The organism is Pedococcus ginsenosidimutans (assembly GCF_039544395.1).
Classification (GTDB): Bacteria; Actinomycetota; Actinomycetes; order Actinomycetales; family Dermatophilaceae; genus Pedococcus; species Pedococcus ginsenosidimutans.
The window spans coordinates 22698-40015 of sequence record NZ_BAABLO010000003.1 but is presented as its reverse complement, the minus strand read 5'-3'; the positions used below and the strand labels follow the sequence as shown (position 1 = coordinate 40015).

17 protein-coding genes and 1 riboswitch are annotated in these 17318 nt (G+C 72.2%); of the genes, 10 read left to right on the top strand and 7 right to left on the bottom strand.

All coding sequences use genetic code 11. From position 1 onward, the window contains the following. Nucleotides 1-8: 8 nt before the first annotated feature. A complete protein-coding gene (ispD, locus tag ABEA42_RS04580) occupies nucleotides 9-662 on the top strand; it encodes a 2-C-methyl-D-erythritol 4-phosphate cytidylyltransferase (protein WP_345501475.1) in 654 nt (217 codons plus the stop codon). A 1-nt stretch (nucleotide 663) separates the two neighbouring features. Here ispD and ABEA42_RS04575 read toward each other — a convergent pair whose 3' ends face one another. Continuing rightward, the gene (locus ABEA42_RS04575) at nucleotides 664-1254 is read right to left on the bottom strand and encodes a GNAT family N-acetyltransferase (RefSeq protein ID WP_345501474.1); all 591 of its coding nucleotides are present in this window, start codon (nucleotides 1252-1254) and stop codon (nucleotides 664-666) included. A gap of 69 nt (nucleotides 1255-1323) precedes the next feature. Here ABEA42_RS04575 and ispF point away from each other — a divergent pair, with 69 nt between their 5' ends. Beyond that, on the top strand, nucleotides 1324-1812 hold the full coding sequence (gene ispF, locus ABEA42_RS04570) for a 2-C-methyl-D-erythritol 2,4-cyclodiphosphate synthase (protein WP_345501472.1): 489 nt from the start codon (nucleotides 1324-1326) through the stop codon (nucleotides 1810-1812). Here ispF and ABEA42_RS04565 read toward each other — a convergent pair. Then, a complete protein-coding gene (locus ABEA42_RS04565; protein ID WP_345501470.1) occupies nucleotides 1800-2162 on the bottom strand; it encodes a hypothetical protein in 363 nt (120 codons plus the stop codon). The two genes, ispF and ABEA42_RS04565, sit on opposite strands and share 13 nt — an antisense overlap. A gap of 142 nt (nucleotides 2163-2304) precedes the next feature. Between ABEA42_RS04565 and cysS the strand changes: the two genes are divergently transcribed. The 3 genes from cysS to ABEA42_RS04550 all read left to right on the top strand — a co-directional run bounded on the left by cysS (nucleotide 2305) and on the right by ABEA42_RS04550 (nucleotide 5384). Then, a complete protein-coding gene (gene cysS, locus ABEA42_RS04560; RefSeq protein ID WP_345501468.1) occupies nucleotides 2305-3762 on the top strand; it encodes a cysteine--tRNA ligase in 1458 nt (485 codons plus the stop codon). After that, complete coding sequence (gene rlmB / locus ABEA42_RS04555; RefSeq protein WP_345501466.1) at nucleotides 3762-4745, top strand: 23S rRNA (guanosine(2251)-2'-O)-methyltransferase RlmB; 984 nt, start codon at nucleotides 3762-3764, stop codon at nucleotides 4743-4745. The genes cysS and rlmB overlap by 1 nt, the downstream gene beginning before the upstream one ends. A 90-nt stretch (nucleotides 4746-4835) precedes the next feature. Further along, nucleotides 4836-5384 carry a hypothetical protein gene (locus ABEA42_RS04550; protein WP_345501464.1) on the top strand — a complete coding sequence of 183 codons (549 nt, stop codon included), beginning with the start codon at nucleotides 4836-4838 and terminating at the stop codon, nucleotides 5382-5384. Between the two features lie 81 nt (nucleotides 5385-5465). Here ABEA42_RS04550 and ABEA42_RS04545 read toward each other — a convergent pair whose 3' ends face one another. The 3 genes from ABEA42_RS04545 to ABEA42_RS04535 form a co-directional block, all read right to left on the bottom strand. Next, nucleotides 5466-6167 (bottom strand): RDD family protein, encoded by a 702-nt coding sequence (locus ABEA42_RS04545; RefSeq protein ID WP_345501462.1) that lies wholly within the window; start codon nucleotides 6165-6167, stop codon nucleotides 5466-5468. 22 nt (nucleotides 6168-6189) lie between these two features. After that, a complete protein-coding gene (locus ABEA42_RS04540) occupies nucleotides 6190-7440 on the bottom strand; it encodes a DUF4032 domain-containing protein (RefSeq protein WP_345501461.1) in 1251 nt (416 codons plus the stop codon). A gap of 120 nt (nucleotides 7441-7560) precedes the next feature. Then, nucleotides 7561-8676: an ABC transporter ATP-binding protein gene (locus ABEA42_RS04535; RefSeq protein WP_345501459.1), complete on the bottom strand. Its 1116-nt coding sequence runs from the start codon at nucleotides 8674-8676 to the stop codon at nucleotides 7561-7563. A 269-nt stretch (nucleotides 8677-8945) separates the two neighbouring features. Here ABEA42_RS04535 and ABEA42_RS04530 point away from each other — a divergent pair, with 269 nt between their 5' ends. Then, nucleotides 8946-9959 carry a LacI family DNA-binding transcriptional regulator gene (locus ABEA42_RS04530; protein WP_345501458.1) on the top strand — a complete coding sequence of 338 codons (1014 nt, stop codon included), beginning with the start codon at nucleotides 8946-8948 and terminating at the stop codon, nucleotides 9957-9959. Here the strand turns inward: ABEA42_RS04530 and otsB are convergent. Continuing rightward, nucleotides 9956-10732, bottom strand: a complete 777-nt coding sequence (gene otsB, locus ABEA42_RS04525) for a trehalose-phosphatase (RefSeq protein WP_345501457.1) — start codon at nucleotides 10730-10732, stop codon at nucleotides 9956-9958. The two genes, ABEA42_RS04530 and otsB, sit on opposite strands and share 4 nt — an antisense overlap. Continuing rightward, entirely contained in the window at nucleotides 10729-12156 is a 1428-nt protein-coding gene (locus tag ABEA42_RS04520) for an alpha,alpha-trehalose-phosphate synthase (UDP-forming) (protein WP_345501456.1), read from the bottom strand. Before ABEA42_RS04520 ends, otsB begins: the two co-directional genes overlap by 4 nt. A 100-nt stretch (nucleotides 12157-12256) precedes the next feature. On the opposite strand from ABEA42_RS04520, the gene ABEA42_RS04515 reads away from it, so the two are divergent. The 4 genes from ABEA42_RS04515 to ABEA42_RS04500 all read left to right on the top strand — a co-directional run bounded on the left by ABEA42_RS04515 (nucleotide 12257) and on the right by ABEA42_RS04500 (nucleotide 17000). Then, a complete protein-coding gene (locus ABEA42_RS04515) occupies nucleotides 12257-12685 on the top strand; it encodes a CBS domain-containing protein (protein ID WP_345501455.1) in 429 nt (142 codons plus the stop codon). 41 nt (nucleotides 12686-12726) lie between these two features. Further along, nucleotides 12727-14388, top strand: a complete 1662-nt coding sequence (locus ABEA42_RS04510) for a serine/threonine-protein kinase (RefSeq protein ID WP_345501454.1) — start codon at nucleotides 12727-12729, stop codon at nucleotides 14386-14388. Continuing rightward, nucleotides 14388-15878: a threonine/serine exporter family protein gene (locus tag ABEA42_RS04505; RefSeq protein ID WP_345501453.1), complete on the top strand. Its 1491-nt coding sequence runs from the start codon at nucleotides 14388-14390 to the stop codon at nucleotides 15876-15878. The genes ABEA42_RS04510 and ABEA42_RS04505 overlap by 1 nt, the downstream gene beginning before the upstream one ends. Before the next feature lie 228 nt (nucleotides 15879-16106). Next, a riboswitch (cyclic di-AMP (ydaO/yuaA leader) is annotated at nucleotides 16107-16259 on the top strand. Nucleotides 16260-16271: 12 nt separating this feature from the next. Then, nucleotides 16272-17000 (top strand): transglycosylase family protein, encoded by a 729-nt coding sequence (locus tag ABEA42_RS04500; protein ID WP_345501452.1) that lies wholly within the window; start codon nucleotides 16272-16274, stop codon nucleotides 16998-17000. The last annotated feature ends 318 nt before the right edge of the window (nucleotides 17001-17318 follow it).

Below are 17318 nucleotides of genomic sequence, written 5' to 3'. Positions count from 1 at the left end.
TCATCCTCGTGGCCGGTGGCCGCGGGGCCAGGCTGGGCGCCGCCGAGCCCAAGGCGTTCGTCGCCCTGGGTGGGGCATCGCTCCTCGAGCACGCCCTGCAGCGTGCTCTCGGGGCACCTGAGGTCTCCCACGTCATCATCGTCGCGCCCGCCTCCCACCTCCGGGAGGCGGGCGTCGTCGCGTCCCGGAGCGCCCGGCCCGCGGACGTCGACGTGGTGGCCGGCGGGGCGGAACGCACCGACTCCGTGGCCGCGGGTCTGCGCGCCCTGCGTCCGGACGACGGCATCGTCCTGGTCCACGACGCCGCGCGGTGCCTGGCGCCGTCGTCGCTGTTCACCCGGCTGGTCCACGAGGTGCGCTCAGGCCACCCCGCCGTGGTCCCGGGCCTGCCGGTGGCCGACACGATCAAGCAGGTGGACGCCCACGGGGTGGTCGTGGCGACGCCCGACCGGGCCGGGCTGCGCGCCGTACAGACCCCGCAGGCGTTCCTGCGCGAGGTGCTCGAGCACGCGCACGCTGCAGGCGTGGTCGCCACCGACGACGCGGCGCTCGTCGAGGCCGCCGGCGGCCACGTGCGGGTGGTCGAGGGGGAACGCATGGCGTTCAAGGTGACGACCCCCGACGACCTGGCGACCGCCCAGCGGCACCTCGACGACGCCTAGGTCAGGCAGGGTCCCCGAGGGCGGCCCGCAGCTCGTCCCAGGACACGACGGGACCCGTCGGCGCCGGTGCGTGGAGCGTGCTGATCCAGCCGTCCACGAGGGCGCCGCGCTCGACGAGCAGGTCGGGCACCCGGGTCGGCAGCGGGAAGCCGTTGCGCCACACCGCCTTGGCGCTGCCCCAGTTGCCGGCATGCGCCTGCCACCGCACCGTCTGCCAGCCGAGTCCCAGGAAGGCGTGGCGGACGGCCAGGCGCACGGCCTCGCTCATGACACCGCGCCCGCGGAAGGCGGGGTGGGTGACGTAGCCCAGGTCGCCTGCACCCGCGTCGACCGGCATGCGCCGCAGGTCGATCGTGCCGGCGTAGGACCCGTCCACCTCGATGGCCCAGGAGATCATCGCCTCCGACGGGTCGAGCAGCCCGGTGAGGTACTCCTTCGCCATCTCGGGGGTGTACTCGAGCGGGATCGTCGTGAACCGCCGGGTGTCCTCGTCCAGGCACCGTTCGTAGACGGCGTCGAGGTCTGACTCCCGGTGGGGGCGCAGCGTCACCAGGTCGCCGGACAGGACGGGGATCTGCAGGGGGTCGCTCATGCGCGGCAACGCTATCCGCCGCGCTGTCGGTGTCCACCGGTTTACCGCCGACGGTGGTTGGATGGCGGCATGGTCAAGCCAGGGATGCCGCGCAGCGGGATCGGGGTCGACGTCCACGGCTTCTCCACCGACCCGGGCCGGGAGCTGTGGGTCGCCGGCCTGCTGTGGCCCGGCGAGACCGGGCTCGAGGGCCACTCCGACGCTGATGTGGCGTGTCACGCGGCGTGCGACGCCCTGTTCTCGGCGGCGGGGCTGGGTGACCTCGGCCTGCACTTCGGCACCGACCGGCCCGAGCTCGCGGGTGCGTCGGGGCGGACCCTGCTCGCGGAGGCTGCCCGGCTGGTCCGCGAGGCCGGGTTCGAGGTCGGCAACGTGGCGGTCCAGGTCATCGGCAACCGTCCGAAGATCGGGACCCGGCGGCACCTCGCGGAGCAGGCGATGTCGGCCTCCGTCGACGCCCCGGTCTCGCTCAGCGGCACCACCACCGACGGCCTGGGCCTCACCGGGCGCGGCGAGGGCGTCGCCGCCATCGCCACCGCCCTCGTCTACTCCGCCTGAGCCTGGGCGTACGGCGCGTCCGAGCCGGGCACCGGTGCCTCTCGCTGAGTCAGCACGGCCACGACCAGCAGCACGAGCCCGGCCGTGCTCAGCAGCCACAGGCCGGCCTGCATCCACGAGTAGGCGCGCACCTTCTCGACCATGGCGGTCTGCCGCTCCCACAGCAGCCACTGGAGGGCGAGGATCCCGAGGAGGCGGGAGAGCGCGAGGAGGCCGACGCCCGCGGCGGCGCGCCTGGCCCAGCGGGCATTCCGTCCCCGCGAGAGCACCAGGGCGGCTGCGCCGGCGAGCAACGCCACGGTGACCACCTCGAGGACGTTGACGCTGCCGATCTCGAACGGGTTGAGCATCGTTCCCCCATGGCTGTCTGTGCCGTCCGACCCCCGGGCGGCTCCGGTGCGGGCACAGCGTACGGCGAGCGCGCCCTCCGGCGGGCTCGAACCGTCCTCGCCGTTTCGGTCCGGGACCGTCCCCGCAGGTAGCCTTGCGCGCGTGAGTCTTCGCCTGTACGACACCGCCACGCGCGAGCTGCGTGAGTTCACCCCGCTGGTTCCCGGCAAGGTCGGCATCTACATCTGCGGGCTCACCACGCAGAGCCAGCCCCACATCGGCCACGTCCGGTTCGCCGTGGCGTTCGATGTGCTGCGCCGCTGGCTCGAGGGGCGCCACGGCTACGACGTGACGCTCGTGCGCAACGTCACCGACATCGACGACAAGATCCTCGCGAAGTCGGCCGAGGCGGGGGAGGAGTGGTTCGCCCTCTCCTACCGCAACGAGGTGGCGACGGCTGCGGCCCTGGCCTCGCTCGGGGTGCTGCTGCCGACCTACGAGCCCCGCGCCACCGGGCACATCCCGGAGATGGTCGAGCTGATGCAGACCCTCGTCGAGAAGGGCCACGCCTACGCGGCGCCGGACGGCAGTGGTGACGTCTACTTCGACGTCAAGAGCTTCCCCGAGTACGGCTCGCTCACCCACCAGCGGATCGAGGACATGGAAGCCGCCCAGGACGCGGACCCCCGTGGCAAGCGCGACCCCCGCGACTTCGCGCTGTGGAAGGGCCGCAAGGAGTCCGAGCCCGCCACCGCCTCCTGGCCCACGCCGTTCGGGGTGGGGCGCCCGGGCTGGCACCTCGAGTGCTCGGCGATGGCGCGCAAGTACCTCGGCGACGCGTTCGACATCCACGGCGGCGGCGTCGACCTGCGCTTCCCCCACCACGAGAACGAGCAGGCCCAGTCGCACGCCGCAGGGCTCGGCTTCGCCAGCTTCTGGCTGCACAACGCCTGGGTCACCCTGGGCGGCGAGAAGATGAGCAAGTCGCTCGGCAACAGCCTCGTCGTCTCCGAGGTGACCAGGACCGCCCGACCGCTGGCCCTGCGCTACTACCTCACGGCCGCGCACTACCGCTCGACCATCGACTTCTACGAGGGCTCGCTCAAGGAGGCCGAGGCCACCGTCGAGCGCATCGAGGGCTTCCTCACCCGTGCGGTCCGCGCGCTGCCCGACGGCACCTCCACGACCCCCGACCACACGCGGGTGCCCGACGCGTTCGCCGCCGCCATGGACGACGACCTCAACGTGTCCGGCGCGCTGGCCGTCGTGCACGAGACCGTGCGGGCGGGCAACACCGCCCTGGACGACGGTGACACCGAGGCCCTGCAGTCGGCGTTCGCAGCGGTGGTCGCGATGACCGACCTCCTCGGGGTCAACCCGCTCGACCCGCAGTGGGGTGCCGACACCACGCCCGGCTCGGGCGACGCCCAGGGCGCCCTCGACACCCTCGTGCGGGCCCAGCTCGAGACGCGGGCCGCCGCCCGCGCAGCACGCGACTTCGCGACGGCGGACGCGATCCGTGACCAGCTCGCGCTGGCCGGCATCGTCATCGAGGACACCGCATCGGGCGCGAACTGGTCGCTGGCCCGGCGGGACAACGAAGAGACAGGCGACATCTGATGGCAGGCAACTCCCAGCGCCGCGGCGCGGTCCGCAAGGGCGCGTCGAAGAAGGGCGCGTCGGTCGGCTCCGGCGGCCAGCGTCGTCGTGGGCTCGAGGGCAAGGGGCCGACGCCCCGCGCCGAGGACCGCCCCAACCACAAGGCCCACAAGATGGCCAAGGCCGCCGCGAAGAGCGGTGGTCCGACCTCGCGCGGCACCGGTTCGCGCGGTGGTGGCACCCGTCGCTCCGGCGGCAAGGCCTCCAGCGAGATCGTGGCCGGCCGCAACTCGGTCGTCGAGGCGCTGCGCGCCGACGTGCCGGTGACGACGATGTACGTCGCCGGCCGCATCGACGCCGACGACCGTGTGCGCGAGGCGCTCAAGACCGCGACCGCACGGGGCATCGCCGTCCTCGAGACGCCCCGCGGCGAGCTCGACCGGATCACCGACGGCGCCGTCCACCAGGGCCTGGCGCTGCAGGTGCCGCCCTACGAGTACGCCCACCCGCAGGACTTCATCGACCCGGAGGCCCCCGGCATCCCACTCGTCGTCGCCCTCGACGGGATCACCGACCCGCGCAACCTCGGCGCGATCATCCGCTCCGTGGCGGCCTTCGGCGGCCACGGGGTCGTGGTGCCGGAGCGGCGCTCGGTCGGCATGACGGCGAGCGCGTGGAAGACCTCCGCCGGTGCCGCGGCCCGTGTCCCGGTGGCCCTGGCCTCCAACCTGACCCGGGCGCTGGAGGAGTACCGCAAGGCGGGCTTCTTCGTCCTCGGTCTCGACATGGACGGTGACGTCGAGCTCCCCGGCCTGGAGCTGGCGACCGAGCCGATCGTCATCGTCGTGGGGTCCGAGGGCAAGGGCCTGTCCCGCCTCGTCCGTGAGACCTGCGACCAGATCGTGTCGATCCCCATGTCCTCGACGACCGAGTCCCTCAACGCGGGTATCGCGGCCGGCGTCACCCTGTACGAGGTGGCACGGCGCCGGGCTCAGGCGGGCTGAATCCGCGGGATGGGCACGCGGGTCCGATAGCGTTCGCGTTCGTCGCGCCCAATGGGGGGAGCGGCGCCAACCACGCTGGAAGGGAACAGCATGTCTGACTACGGAACTCCGCCTCCTCCTCCGCCGGGCCCCGAGAGCGGCTACGGGCAGATGCCCCAGATGAACCAGAGCGGGGCGCCGCAGGCCGCGGCCGTGCGTCCCCCGGCCATGGACCAGGCAGTGATGCTGATGAAGGTCGGTGCCGGCATCAGCCTCCTCGGCCTGCTGCTGTCGCTGTTCATGCACGGCGCCATCCGTGACGCGGTGGAGAAGTCCAACGCCAGCCTGACGCCCGCCCAGGTCGACACCGCGGTCGCGGTCGGCACCGCCACCGGCATCGTGTTCGGGCTGCTCGGCGTCGGGCTCTGGCTCTGGATGGCCTCGGCCAACGGCAAGGGCAAGTCCTGGGCCCGCATCGTCGCGACGGTGTTCTTCGCGTTCAGCCTGCTCGGCCTCGTCAGCACCCTCCTGCAGGCCGGACCGGTCATCAGCAAGCTGCTCACGGTGGTGTCGACCCTGCTCGGCGCCTACATCATCTTCCTGCTCTACAAGAAGGAGTCCTCGGAGTTCTACGCGGCCTCCTCCGCACCGAGGGCCTGACCCGGGACGACAGCGGACTGCACTGCTTCGCCGAGAGGGCGGTGACCACCTGGTGGTCACCGCCCTCTCGCATCGGCCGGCTCAGCCCTTGGGCACCTGGACGACGACGGTGTTGAGGATCTTGTCGGCGAACGTCTGGCGCTTGTCGTCCCACAGCGGCCAGAGGTAGCCGATGTAGAAGAAGCCGTCGAGGACGTGCGCGAGGTCGCGGACGAACGCCATCCCGGCGCCGATCGGCTGCCCCGTGCGCTCGTCGACGAGCTTGAGCCCCAGGGCCTTCTTGCCCACGCTCTGGCCGGTGCGGCCCTGCTTGAACGAGCGGTTCCAGATCTGGATGCCGAGCATGCCGAGGAAGCCGAGCAGGACCAGCAGGCCGCCGGCCACCATGAGCCCGACGTTGCCGTCGCGGGTCGTCACGTCGGTCACGGTGCCGGTCGTCGAGTCGTAGCGCGAGGAGGTGTCGGGGGCGCCGGCGGCGAACATGACGGCCCCGACGAGGTAGGGCACCATCCCGATGAGCTGCACGAGCGTGTCGATGAGCATCGCGCCGACCCGCGAGCCCCAGCCGGCGAGCGGACCCCACGGCCCCTGGCCCGGGACGTTGGGGTACGCGCCACCGGGGTACCCGGCGCCCTGGTACCCGCCGCCTTGGTACCCGGGGTCCTGCTGCCCGGGCTGCTGCCAGGTCTGGGCCGGCGAGTTCCAGGCCGGGCCGGGGGACTGCGGGGACGAGGACGGCCCGGGAGGCGGCGGTGGCGGCGGCGGGTAGCTCTGGTCGGTCATGGGGTCCCCTCCTGCGGGTGGCTCAGTGGTCGTCGAACATGGCGACGACCGGCATCTCGACGGTGTCGACGCCGACGACCGTAGCCTCATCGGGCTTCGAGGGCAGGACGGTTGCCACGTAGTCGCGGATCGCGTCCTCGATGGGGATGTCGTGCCCGGCCCGCTCCGACATGTACCAGCGGTGCTCCAGCACCTCGTGGAACAGCTCCGCCGGGGCCAGCTTGCCGGCCAGGTCGCGCGGGACCGTGCGCGTGATCGGCTCGTAGATCTTCGCCAGCCAGTCGTGGGCGACGATCTCCTCGTCCTCGTTCTGGCGGTCGGTGCCGGCGCGGTAGGAGTCGAGGTCGTTGAGCAGGCGCCGCGCCTGGTTCTCCTCGACGTCGAGGCCGGTGAGGCGCAGCAGACGTCGGGAGTGGTGGCCGGCGTCGACGACCTTGGGCTGGATCGCGATGTGGGTGCCGTCGAAGTCGGTGGAGATGGCCAGCTCGTCGACGTCGAACCCGAGCTCGTTGAGGCGACGGATGCGCTCGTCGACGCGCCACCGGTCGCCCTTCTCGAACCGCTCGAGGCCGGTGAGCTCGTCCCACAGCTCGGTGTAGCGCGTGACGATGCGGTTGGAGGTGTCGATGGCGTCGGTCCCGGCCTCGAGGAAGCCGCCCGCCTCGAGGTCCATGAGCTCGCCGGCGATGTTGACCCGGGCGATGTCGAGGTCGTGCTCGCGCTGGCCGTCCGTGAGCGACTGGTGCAGCTCGCCGGTCTCGGCGTCGACGAGGTAGGCGGCGAACGCGCCGGCGTCACGGCGGAACAGCGTGTTGGACAGGGACACGTCGCCCCACCAGAAGCCGCTGAGGTGCAGGCGGACGAGCAGGACGGCCAAGGCGTCGATGAGACGGGTCGACGTGCCTGCCCGGAGGGACTGGCTGAACAGGGCGCGGTAGGGGAGCGAGAACTGCAGGTGCCGGGTGATGAGGCACGCGTCGAGGGGATTGCCGTCGGTGTCGACGCGTCCGCTCACGACCCCGAACGGCTCGACGCAGGGCACCTCGATCCGGTTGAGCACCCGGAGCATCTGGTACTCGCGGACGGCGATGTCGGCCTTGATCTCCTTCACCGCCAGGACGCGGCCGGAGAGCTTGACGAACCGCACGACGTGCCGGGAGATGCCGCGGGGCAGCGCTGCCAGGTGCTCCTCGGGCCAGGTCTCGAGAGGGAGCTCCCACGGCAGGTCGAGCAGGGCCTGGTCGGGCCGGGATGCGGTGATGTTCAGGGCCACGGGTCCATGCTCCCAGAATGCTCGGCGGTGACCGGGCGACGTCCGCCGCCAGGCCCCACGAACGGCGCGTGGCCGGCCCCCGGGCTGGGGGCCGGCCACGCGGCGTACACGGTGGTGCGGTCAGTCGCCGAGGCGCTGCCCGGAGCCGGCGTCGAACAGGTGCACGTGACCGGACTTGGGGGCGAGGTAGACCGTCTCGCCCTTGGCCGGGGGACGGCGGCCGTCGACGCGCGCGATGAACGGGCGCTCGGGGACCTCCGCGCCGGACTCGTCGAAGTCGGCGTGCTGCTTGGCGTTGGTGGAGCCGTAGATGTAGGCGTCCGCACCGAGCTCCTCGACGACGTCGACCGTCACCGGGATGCCCTGGCCCTCGGTGGTCAGCTCGAGGTCCTCCGGCCGCACGCCGAGGGTGACCTGCTTGCCGCTCGAGGAGTCGAGGCGGGCACGCTCGACCGGGATCTTCGAGCCGCCGACCTGCACGCCACCGTCGGTGACGTCCACGTCGAGCAGGTTCATGGCCGGGGAGCCGATGAAGCCGGCGACGAAGACGTTGTTCGGGTGGTCGTACATGTGGCGCGGGGTGTCGCACTGCATGAGAAGGCCGTCCTTGAGCACCGCGACGCGGTCACCCATGGTCATGGCCTCGACCTGGTCGTGGGTGACGTAGACCGTGGTGACCCCGAGGCGACGCTGGAGCGAGGCGATCTGGGTGCGGGTCTGGACGCGGAGCTTGGCGTCGAGGTTGGACAGCGGCTCGTCCATGAGGAAGACCTGGGGCGACCGGACGATCGCGCGGCCCATGGCGACACGCTGGCGCTGGCCACCGGAGAGGGCCTTCGGCTTGCGCTCGAGGTACTGCTCGAGGTCGAGGATCTTGGCAGCCTCCTCGACGCGCTTGCGGATCTCGCCCTTGTCGACGCCGGCGATCTTGAGCGCGAAACCCATGTTGTCGGCGACGGTCATGTGGGGGTAGAGCGCGTAGTTCTGGAACACCATGGCGACGTCGCGGTCCTTGGGGGACAGGTTGGTCACGTCACGGTCGCCGATCCAGATCTTGCCGGCGTTGACCTCCTCCAGGCCCGCGAGCATGCGCAGGGAGGTGGACTTGCCACAGCCGGACGGCCCGACGAGGACGAGGAACTCGCCATCCTCGATGTCGATGTTGAGCCTGTCGACAGAGGGCTTGTCGTTGCCGGGGTAGAGGCGGGTGGCCTCGTCGAACTTCACAGTTGCCATGGGCGTCTTTGCCTTTCCTTCACCGGCAGGAACGTGCCGGACGATCCGTTGTAAAGGTGGAACACCCGGGACGTCGGTGTCCGCGGGTGAGGTCAGTCTGACCGAGCACGGCACTTTGCGCCACCACCTGCCCAGGGGGTGGCCGGCGGAGCGCTGCTCCTCGTGGGCCCGGGGTGGGTGAAACTTCTTGCACGGCGGTGCGCAGGGCTGCTGCAAGTTCTTGCTAGATTGCGCGCAGCCCGCAACACAACACCAGGGGAGGGCGCGTCGTGAAGGCGAGACTGGCCGACATCGCGGCCCATGCCGATGTCAGCGAGGCCACCGTGAGCCGCGTGCTCAACGGCAAGCCCGGGGTGGCCGAGTCCACGCGCGAGGCGGTGCTGACCTCCCTGGACGTGCTGGGTTACGACCGCCCCTCGCGGCTGCGGCGCAAGAGTGCCGACCTCGTCGGCCTCATCGTCCCGGAGCTGACCAACCCGATATTCCCGGCGTTCGCCCAGATCATCGAGACCGCGCTGGCCCGGCACCAGTTCACGCCGGTCCTGTGCACCCAGACCCCCGGCGGGGTGCACGAGGACGAGTACGTCCAGATGCTCCTCGACCGCGGGGTGGCCGGGATCATCTACGTCTCGGGCCAGCACGCCGACGTGACGACCGACCCCGAGCGCTACACCAACCTGCGCGAGCGGGGGGTGCCGATCGTGCTCGTCAACGGCTACCACGAGGGGATCGACGCACCGTTCATCTCCAACGACGACGTGGCCTCGATGGACCTCGCACTGACCCACCTCGTGCAGCTCGGCCACACCAGGATCGGCCTGGCCATCGGCCCGGACCGCTACGTCCCCGTCATCCGCAAGATCGCCGGGTACCGCGCGTCGATGCGCAACCTGCTCGGGAAGGACGACGTCGACGACCTCATCGAGCGGACCATGTTCTCGGTGGAGGGCGGCGACACCGCAGGGGCACGGCTGCTCGACAAGGGGTGCACCGCGGTGGTGTGCGGCTCCGACCTCATGGCGCTCGGTGCCATCCGCGCGGTACGGCGCGCCGGCCTGCGGGTGCCCGAGGACTTCTCCGTGGTGGGTTACGACGACTCGCCGCTGATCGCGTTCACCGACCCGCCCCTGACCACCGTGCGGCAGAGCGTGCAGGCGATGGCTGAGGCGGCCGTGCGGGCCCTGCTCGACGAGATCTCCGGCGAGGCCGCCCCGCGGGCCGAGTACGTCTTCAGGCCGGAGCTGGTCGTGCGTGCCTCGACCGGCGCGTCCCCCAACCGCTAGCCGATCGCGGCGGCGCGCCTCTCGGCGACGAGGGCGAGCACCTCGGCGGCGTCCTCGGGGCCGTCGACCCGGAACCGCGCCGCCGTGTCCCCGGGACCGACCTTGACGGTGAGGTCGTCGGAGGACAGGCACTCGAAAGCGTGCTCGTCGGTGACGTCGTCACCGAGGTAGGCCACGCCCTGCGCCCCCACGGAGTCCCGCAGGGCCTCCAGGGCGCTGCCCTTGTCGGCCTCGACGACACTCATCTCCACGACCTGCTTGCCCCGCAGCACCGACAGGTGGGTGTGCCGGCCGGCCAGCTCGAGGGCGGCCTCCTCCGCGGCGTCGGCGTCCTCCTTGGCCATCCGGCGGGTGTGCAGGACGACCGCGGCAGGCTTGGGCTCGAGGTAGGCGCCGTCGGGCAGCGACGCGCACAGCTCCTCCAGCTCGGCGGTGAGCCGGCGCAGGCGCTCGCGCTGGTCGTCGGTCAGGTCCGGCGCCTGCTGGTCGGCGTCGCTGGACTCCCCGCCGTGGCTGCCGATCCGGGTCACGTCGCTGTCGGCGAGCCCGGTGAGCTCGGTGAGGGTCGCGAGGTCGCGGCCGGACACCACCGCGGCATACGTGCCCGGCATCGCGGCCAGCCGGCGCAGGTCCTCCACGGTCCCCGGCAGTGGCGTGGACGTCGACGGGTCGAGGACGAGGGGTGCCATCACCCCGTCGAAGTCCGAGGCCACGAGGACGCGGTCGTGGGCCACGAGCGCCTCGACCGCTGCTCGCAGGTCGTCCGGGATCACACCCCACCCCGCTCCGGGGCGTTGGCGAGGTTGTCCAGGAAACGGGCGGCCCAGTGCTGGACGTCGTGGTCGGCGACCCGGCGCCGCATGGCGCGCATGAGCCGGGCCTTCTCCTTGGCCGGGGTCTCGATGGCCCGCATGATCGTCTGCTTGAGGCCCTCGATGTCGTGGGGGTTGCAGACGAACGCCTGGTGCAGCTCGTGGTAGGCGCCGGTGAACTCGGACAGGACCAGCGCACCGCCGTTGTCGTAGCGGCAGGTGACGTACTCCTTGGCGACGAGGTTCATGCCGTCGCGCAGCGGCGTCACGAGCAGGACGTCGGCGGCGAGGTAGAGGGCCGCCATCTCGTCCCGCGGGTAGGAGTGGTGGAGGTACTGCACCGCCGGGGCGCCGATGCTGCTGAACTCGCCGTTGAGGCGGCCCACCTCACCCTCGATCTCGGTGCGCAGGTCGCGGTAGGCGTCGACGCGCTCGCGGCTGGGCGTGGCCACCTGCACGAACATCTGCCTGGGCGGGGCGACCCGGTCCTCGGCGAGGAGCTCGCCGTACGCCTTGATCCGGTGGCCGATGCCCTTGGTGTAGTCGAGGCGGTCGACGCCGAGGATGAGCGTCTCGGGGTCGCCGAGGGAGGCACGGATCTCCTTGGCGCGGGCCTGGGTCTCCGGCCGCCTGGCGAGCTCCTCGAGGCCCTTGAAGTCGATGGAGATGGGGACCGCGCTGGCGCGGATCCGCCGGGCGCCCTCCGAGCGCGACTCCGACACGGTGTCGCCCTTGGTGGGCAGGCTGAGCAGCTGGCGGCAGGCACGGATGAAGTTCTGCGCGTCGGCGACGCGCTGGAAGCCCAGGTAGTCGGCGCCGAGCAGGCCCTCGAGGATGGCGCGCCGCCACGGCAGCTGGGCGAACAGCTCGACCGGGGGGAAGGGGATGTGGTTGAACCAGCCGATCCGCACGTCAGGGCGCATCTCCCGGACCATGGCCGGGACGAGCTGGAGCTGGTAGTCGTGCACCCACACGGTGGCGCCCTTGGCGGCGACGGCGCAGACGGCCTCGGCGAACCGGCGGTTGACCGCTTCGTACGCCCCGAACCAGAAGCGGTGGAACGTCGCCGGGACGATGACGTCGTGGTAGATCGGCCACAGGGTGTCGTTGCTGAAGCCCTCGTAGTAGTGGGCGACCTCGTCCTCGGACAGGGCGACCGGGTTGAGGAACATGTCGTCCTGCTCGAACGGCTGCGGCGCCTCGCCGGCCTCACCCGCCCAGCCCACCCAGGCGCCCTCGCGGCCGCGCATCACCGACTCCATGGCGGTCACCAGGCCGCCCGGGCTGGTGCGCCAGGAGACCTCTCCGTCGGCATCCACCACGCGGTCGACGGGGAGGCGGTTGGCGGCGATCACGAGGTCGAACTTCTGCTTGGTGCCGGGCACTGGCTCATCAACTCCGAGGTCGGGTCTGCGGCCCCCAACACTATGCCGAGGGGTGCGATCTCCCCTAGCGGTGGCTTCCCCAGCGGTCTACCGTCTGACCATGAGGATCTCCGATGTGGTGCGTCGCAAGGGTGACCAGGTCGTGACCGTCCGCCCGGACGAGTCGGTCGAGAGGCTGCTGGAGCTCCTCCACGAGCACCGCATCGGTGCCCTGGTGGTCAGCGAGGACGGGGGCCGCATCGACGGCATCGTCAGCGAGCGCGACATCGTGCGCCACCTGCACAGCGACGGTGCGGCGGTGCTCATCGGGCCGATCTCGGCGATCATGACCGCCGACGTGACCACCTGCGACCCCGACGTCGCTCTCGAGGAGCTGGCCCGGACGATGACGGAGAAGCGGATCCGCCACGTGCCCGTGGTGGTCGACGGCAGGCTGCACGGCATCGTGAGCATCGGTGACATCGTCAAGCACCGCATCGACGAGCTCCAGGCAGAACGTGACCAGCTCGTGGGCTACATCCAGCAGTAGCCTGACCCGTTTCACACAGGCCCCTCCCTTACCGTAGGGGGATGCGGACGGAGGCCCTGGAGGACAGCGACGGCCGGCCCGGCCTGCCCGAGGGCTCACAGGTCGGGCCCTACCGGCTCATCCAGCAGCTGGGTGAGGGCGGTATGGGTGTGGTGCACCTCGCCCTGGCCCCCAACGGCCGCGCCGTGGCGCTCAAGCTCCTGCGTCCCCACGTCGCCCACGACAAGGACGCCCGCACGCGCCTGGCGCGCGAGGTGGACGTCCTCGGGCGGATCCGCGACCCGCGCGTCGCCGCGGTCATCGACGCCGACCTCGACGGCCCGCGGCCCTACCTCGTGACGCGGTACGTCCCCGGGCCGCCGCTCGACGAGGTCGTCAAGGATCACGGGCCCATCCGCGGTGGCGACCTGCTCTCCCTCGGTCGGGGCCTCGCCGAGGCGCTCGACGCCATCCACTCCGCTGACGTCATCCACCGCGACCTCAAGCCCGGCAACGTCCTCATGCTCGACGGTGACCCGGTCCTCATCGACTTCGGCATCGCCCACGTCGCCGACGACGTGCGCATCACGATGACCGGGCTCGTCATGGGGACCCCGGGCTACCTGTCGCCCGAGGTCGTCGAGGGCGCGCCGGTCACCGAGGCGACCGACTGGTGGGGCTGGGCGGCGACCCTGGCCTTCGCGGCCAGCGGCTCTCCGCCGTTCGGGCGCGGGCCCATGGACCTCGTCCTCAACCGTGTGAGCCGCGGGGAGCCCGACCTCACCGGCGTCGACCCCGCCCTGGCACCCCTGCTGCAGGCCGCGCTGTCTCCCGATCCCCGCCGGCGCCCCGACGCCGACGAGGTCGTGGAGGCGCTCGAGCGCTACGCCACGGGGCAGCCGGTCACCCAGGTGCTGCGGACCGACGCCCGTCACACCCAGGTCCTCCACCCGCAGCCGACCTCGGAGTGGGCCGCCCCGCCGCACGCCGAGGCGCCGTGGCGCGACGCGGTCCCCGTGGACGCGCCGGCCCACGTGGCCGACCTGGTGCCGTTCGACCTCGACGACGAGGAGGTGTCGGACTGGCAGGCCGCCTGGGAGGGCGAGCCGGGCGAGCCCGACCCCCGTATCGGGCGGGCCCAGCGCACCGGCAGCCTCCTGGCGGTGCTGGCCCTGTTCGTGGCCGCGGCGGCAGCCTTCCCGGTCGTGGCCGCCGTGGTGGCCCTGCTCTGGTCATGGGTCGCGCGCACGGCCGACCGGTCGGTGACCTCGCTCGTGCTGCGCCGCCACCAGAAGGGCCGGCGCAGGTCGGACGTGCCCTTCGCCGTGGTAGCCAGCCCCTGGCACCTCGTGGTCGGTGCGCTCGCCACCCTCGTCAGCGCGATACTGCCGGTGGTCGTCGGCGTGTGCGCCGTCTTCAGCGCCGCCCTGGCGATGGTCGCGGTGACCGGTGGCTCCCCGCAGCCGAACGCTCCGGGGCCCGTGGCCGCCGGCGCCGTCGTCGCCGGCCTCATGGCGTGGTGGGGTCCGGGCGGTTCCGGCCTGCGGCGCGGCTCGCGCAGCATCGTGCGCGGGGTGAGCCCGGGGCGCGGGGGACGGGTGTTCGTGCTCGTGCTGCTCGCTGCCGCCGTCGGGTTGGGCGTGTGGACCCTGACGCAGGGCGGGGTGCCGGACTGGTGGCCGGCGCAGGACCCGTCGGCCGTCCTGCCGGGCACCGGTTCCTGATGGTGCAGCAGACCCCGCCGCTCCCGCCCCGGCGTCCGGCGCTGCGTCCGGCGCTGCGGCACAGCCGCATCTGGCGCGGGGAGGACATCACCGACACGCTGCCCATGGTCGACTCGTTGCGGCACACGCCGTACCGCAACGCCCGGGTCCGGCAGGCGGCGGCGGAGGAGCGCGACGCGCGCGCCTCCCTCGACCTCGCGCTGCGGGTGGGGGAGCTGATGCTCCGCTGCGGCGCCGGGGCCCCCCAGGTGGAGTCGTCGGTGATCGCGGTGGCGGCAGCAGCCGGGCTCGACCACCTCGAGGTCGACATCACGCTGCAGTCGCTGCTCGTCCAGTGCACCACCGCCTCCGGCCAGCCCATCACCATGCTTCGCGTGGTGCGCTCGGCGACGCGTGACTTCGCCCGGCTCACCGCCGTGCACGAGTTCGTCGAGAACCTCGTCGCCGGCAGCTACGACCTCGAGGCCGCCGCGGCCAGGCTGCGGGAGATCCGCCGGGCGCCGCGGTTCTGGCCGAGCTGGGCGGTGCGAGGATCGCTGGGGGTCCTCGCCGCCGCCGTCACCGTGATGCTGGGGGCCGGCCCCGTCGCGGCCCTCGTCGCCGGCCTGTCGTCACTGCTCGTGGGGTATGCCGCGCGCACGCTCGGGCGGCACGGCCTGCCGGACTTCTACCAGTGCGCCATCGGCGGGTTCTTCGCCACGGTCATCGCCTGGGGTGCGTTCAGCCTGGGCGCCAACGGGTGGCTGCCGGTGTCGTCGGAGGAGTTCGCGTTCATCGTGGCCGGTGGCATCACCGTGCTGCTGCCCGGTCGCACGGTCGCCTCGGCCTTCGAGGACGCCATCTCCGGCTACTCCGTCACCGGTGCGGGGCGGATGTTCGGCGTCTTCCTCACCACGGCCGGGATCATCCTCGGGGTGGCCACCGGGCTGTCGGTGACCCTGGCCCTCACCTCGGCGTTCCACCTCCAGCTGGTCTCGCCGTCGGTGATGGCGACCCGTGCGCTCAGCGCACCGGTAGGCCTGGCCGTGGCCGGTGCGTTCGTGGTGGGGCTGTCGGGTGCGGTGTCGCTGCGCAGCCTTCGCAACCTGGTGGTCCCTGCCGGCCTGCTGTCCGCCACCGGCGTGGCCGTCTCCCTCGGGGTGGACCGGCTGGAGTCCCTGGGCCAGCTCGCGGCCGCCGGGGTCGCCGCGACCGTCCTCGGCTGCGTGGGACGCCTCGTGGCGCTGCGGATGGGTGCCCCTGCGATGGTCCTCGTGGTGCCTGCGTCCTACGGCCTGCTCCCGGGTCTGGCGATCTTCCGTGGCCTCTACGAGATGGTCAACGGCTCGTCCGCCGACTCGGGTTCGCTGTCGCTCCAGGGCGGCATCACGACCCTGCTCGGCGCCATGGCGGTCCTGCTGGCCATCGCGGCCGGCAGCGTCCTGGGGGAGTTCATGGCGGCGCCCTTCGACCGCCGGATGGTGCAGAAGCGCCGCGTACGCCGCCGCTGACCCTCCCCGGGGCACGCCCGGTGGTGCGCCCGGTTCCCCCGAGGAGGCCGTCGGCGCGGCCGGTCGCAGGCGACCCACGGGCCACACCTCGGGCGTTTGGCCCCATTTCCGCCGACTCGCTTGTCGTGGGGGACTGGCCCCCCTTACGGTTGACCAGCGCAGACGCGCCGCGACAACTCCACACGGCATACCCAACACATGCTCACCCGCAGCGCCGAGCCTCGTCAGGCGGGTGATTCGCCGGAAGATCTCCGGGCACGACGAGGACGGGGGACCCAACTCGACCGCTCCGGCGGCCTTGGGGTGAAGCCGGGACCACCGGCCGGGCACCTGACAGCCCGAACCCGACAGCTCACCTCGCAGGCGCCGGTCAGGAGAGGAACTCCCCCAGCAATGTTCTATGCCCCGAAGCACTCTGCTCGGAAAGCCAAGCCCGTCCGTCGCCGCATCGCCGGTGCCGCCGTGGCCGGAGCGGCCACCGTCGCCGGCGGTCTGGCGACCGCTACCGCCTCCTCCGCCTCCACCTCCACCGTGTGGGACCGGGTCGCCTCCTGCGAGAGCGGCGGCAACTGGTCGATCAACACCGGCAACGGCTACTACGGCGGCCTGCAGTTCTCCGACAGCACCTGGGACGCCTACGGCGGCGAGCGCTACGCCAGCACCGCCAACCGCGCCACCAAGGCGCAGCAGATCACGGTCGCGCAGAAGGTGCTCGCCGCGCAGGGTCCCGGCGCGTGGCCGACCTGCGGCGCCCGCGCGGGCCTGACCAGGACCAACGGTGGAGCCGTCTACGCGGGATCGACCTCGACGACCATCTCCCGCTCGGCCGTCCGCAGGGCGCCGGTCCACTCCGTCTCCGCAGGCAAGCTCGTCGTCGACGGTGTCCGCGGTCCCAAGACCAACGCCGCCATCGAGCGCTGGGTCGGGGGGTCGGTCAACGGCAACCTCTCCCGTACCGACGTCAAGGCGCTCCAGCGCAAGGTCGGCTCGGCTCCTGACGGTGTCATCGGCCCGCGCACCGTCCGCGCGCTGCAGACCAAGATCGGCGCCAAGCGCAACGGCTCCCACTCGCTGGACCGCGCGACCGTGCGCAGCCTCCAGTCCTACCTGAACCAGCACTGACCTGCTGACGTCACGGCACCGTCCGTGACGTCCCGGCGGCCCGGCACCTCCTGGTGCCGGGCCGTTTCGTCGTGCTGGGCGTGGGCGTCGTACGGGCTGGTCGTGAGCTCAGGCTCGGGGTTGGGCTTTCCGCTTGGCTTTCGGGCGAGTGGCCGAAAGCTGGGGCGCGTCGTCCGGGCCGGGGCCGGGCTTGCGGGCGAGTGGCCGAAAGTTCGCGGACCGGGGCGACCACCGGTGACGACGGTGGTGTGCCCGGCTCGGTACCGCGTGGTGCCGGGCCCGCTCGTCCGTGTCGGTACGATCGTGGCCGTCCTGCGC

Excerpts from the sequence above, each read along its gene's own strand:
- rlmB (WP_345501466.1), top strand. The coding sequence starts at position 3,762 with ATGGCAGGCAACTCCCAGCGCCGCGGCGCGGTCCGCAAGGGCGCGTCG.
- ABEA42_RS04565 (WP_345501470.1), bottom strand. The coding sequence starts at position 2,162 with ATGCTCAACCCGTTCGAGATCGGCAGCGTCAACGTCCTCGAGGTGGTC.
- ispF (WP_345501472.1), top strand. The coding sequence starts at position 1,324 with ATGGTCAAGCCAGGGATGCCGCGCAGCGGGATCGGGGTCGACGTCCAC.
- ABEA42_RS04515 (WP_345501455.1), top strand. The coding sequence starts at position 12,257 with ATGAGGATCTCCGATGTGGTGCGTCGCAAGGGTGACCAGGTCGTGACC.
- ABEA42_RS04575 (WP_345501474.1), bottom strand. The coding sequence starts at position 1,254 with ATGAGCGACCCCCTGCAGATCCCCGTCCTGTCCGGCGACCTGGTGACG.
- ABEA42_RS04505 (WP_345501453.1), top strand. The coding sequence starts at position 14,388 with ATGGTGCAGCAGACCCCGCCGCTCCCGCCCCGGCGTCCGGCGCTGCGT.
- ABEA42_RS04545 (WP_345501462.1), bottom strand. The coding sequence starts at position 6,167 with ATGACCGACCAGAGCTACCCGCCGCCGCCACCGCCGCCTCCCGGGCCG.
- ABEA42_RS04500 (WP_345501452.1), top strand. The coding sequence starts at position 16,272 with ATGTTCTATGCCCCGAAGCACTCTGCTCGGAAAGCCAAGCCCGTCCGT.
- ABEA42_RS04510 (WP_345501454.1), top strand. The coding sequence starts at position 12,727 with ATGCGGACGGAGGCCCTGGAGGACAGCGACGGCCGGCCCGGCCTGCCC.
- ABEA42_RS04550 (WP_345501464.1), top strand. The coding sequence starts at position 4,836 with ATGTCTGACTACGGAACTCCGCCTCCTCCTCCGCCGGGCCCCGAGAGC.
- ABEA42_RS04535 (WP_345501459.1), bottom strand. The coding sequence starts at position 8,676 with ATGGCAACTGTGAAGTTCGACGAGGCCACCCGCCTCTACCCCGGCAAC.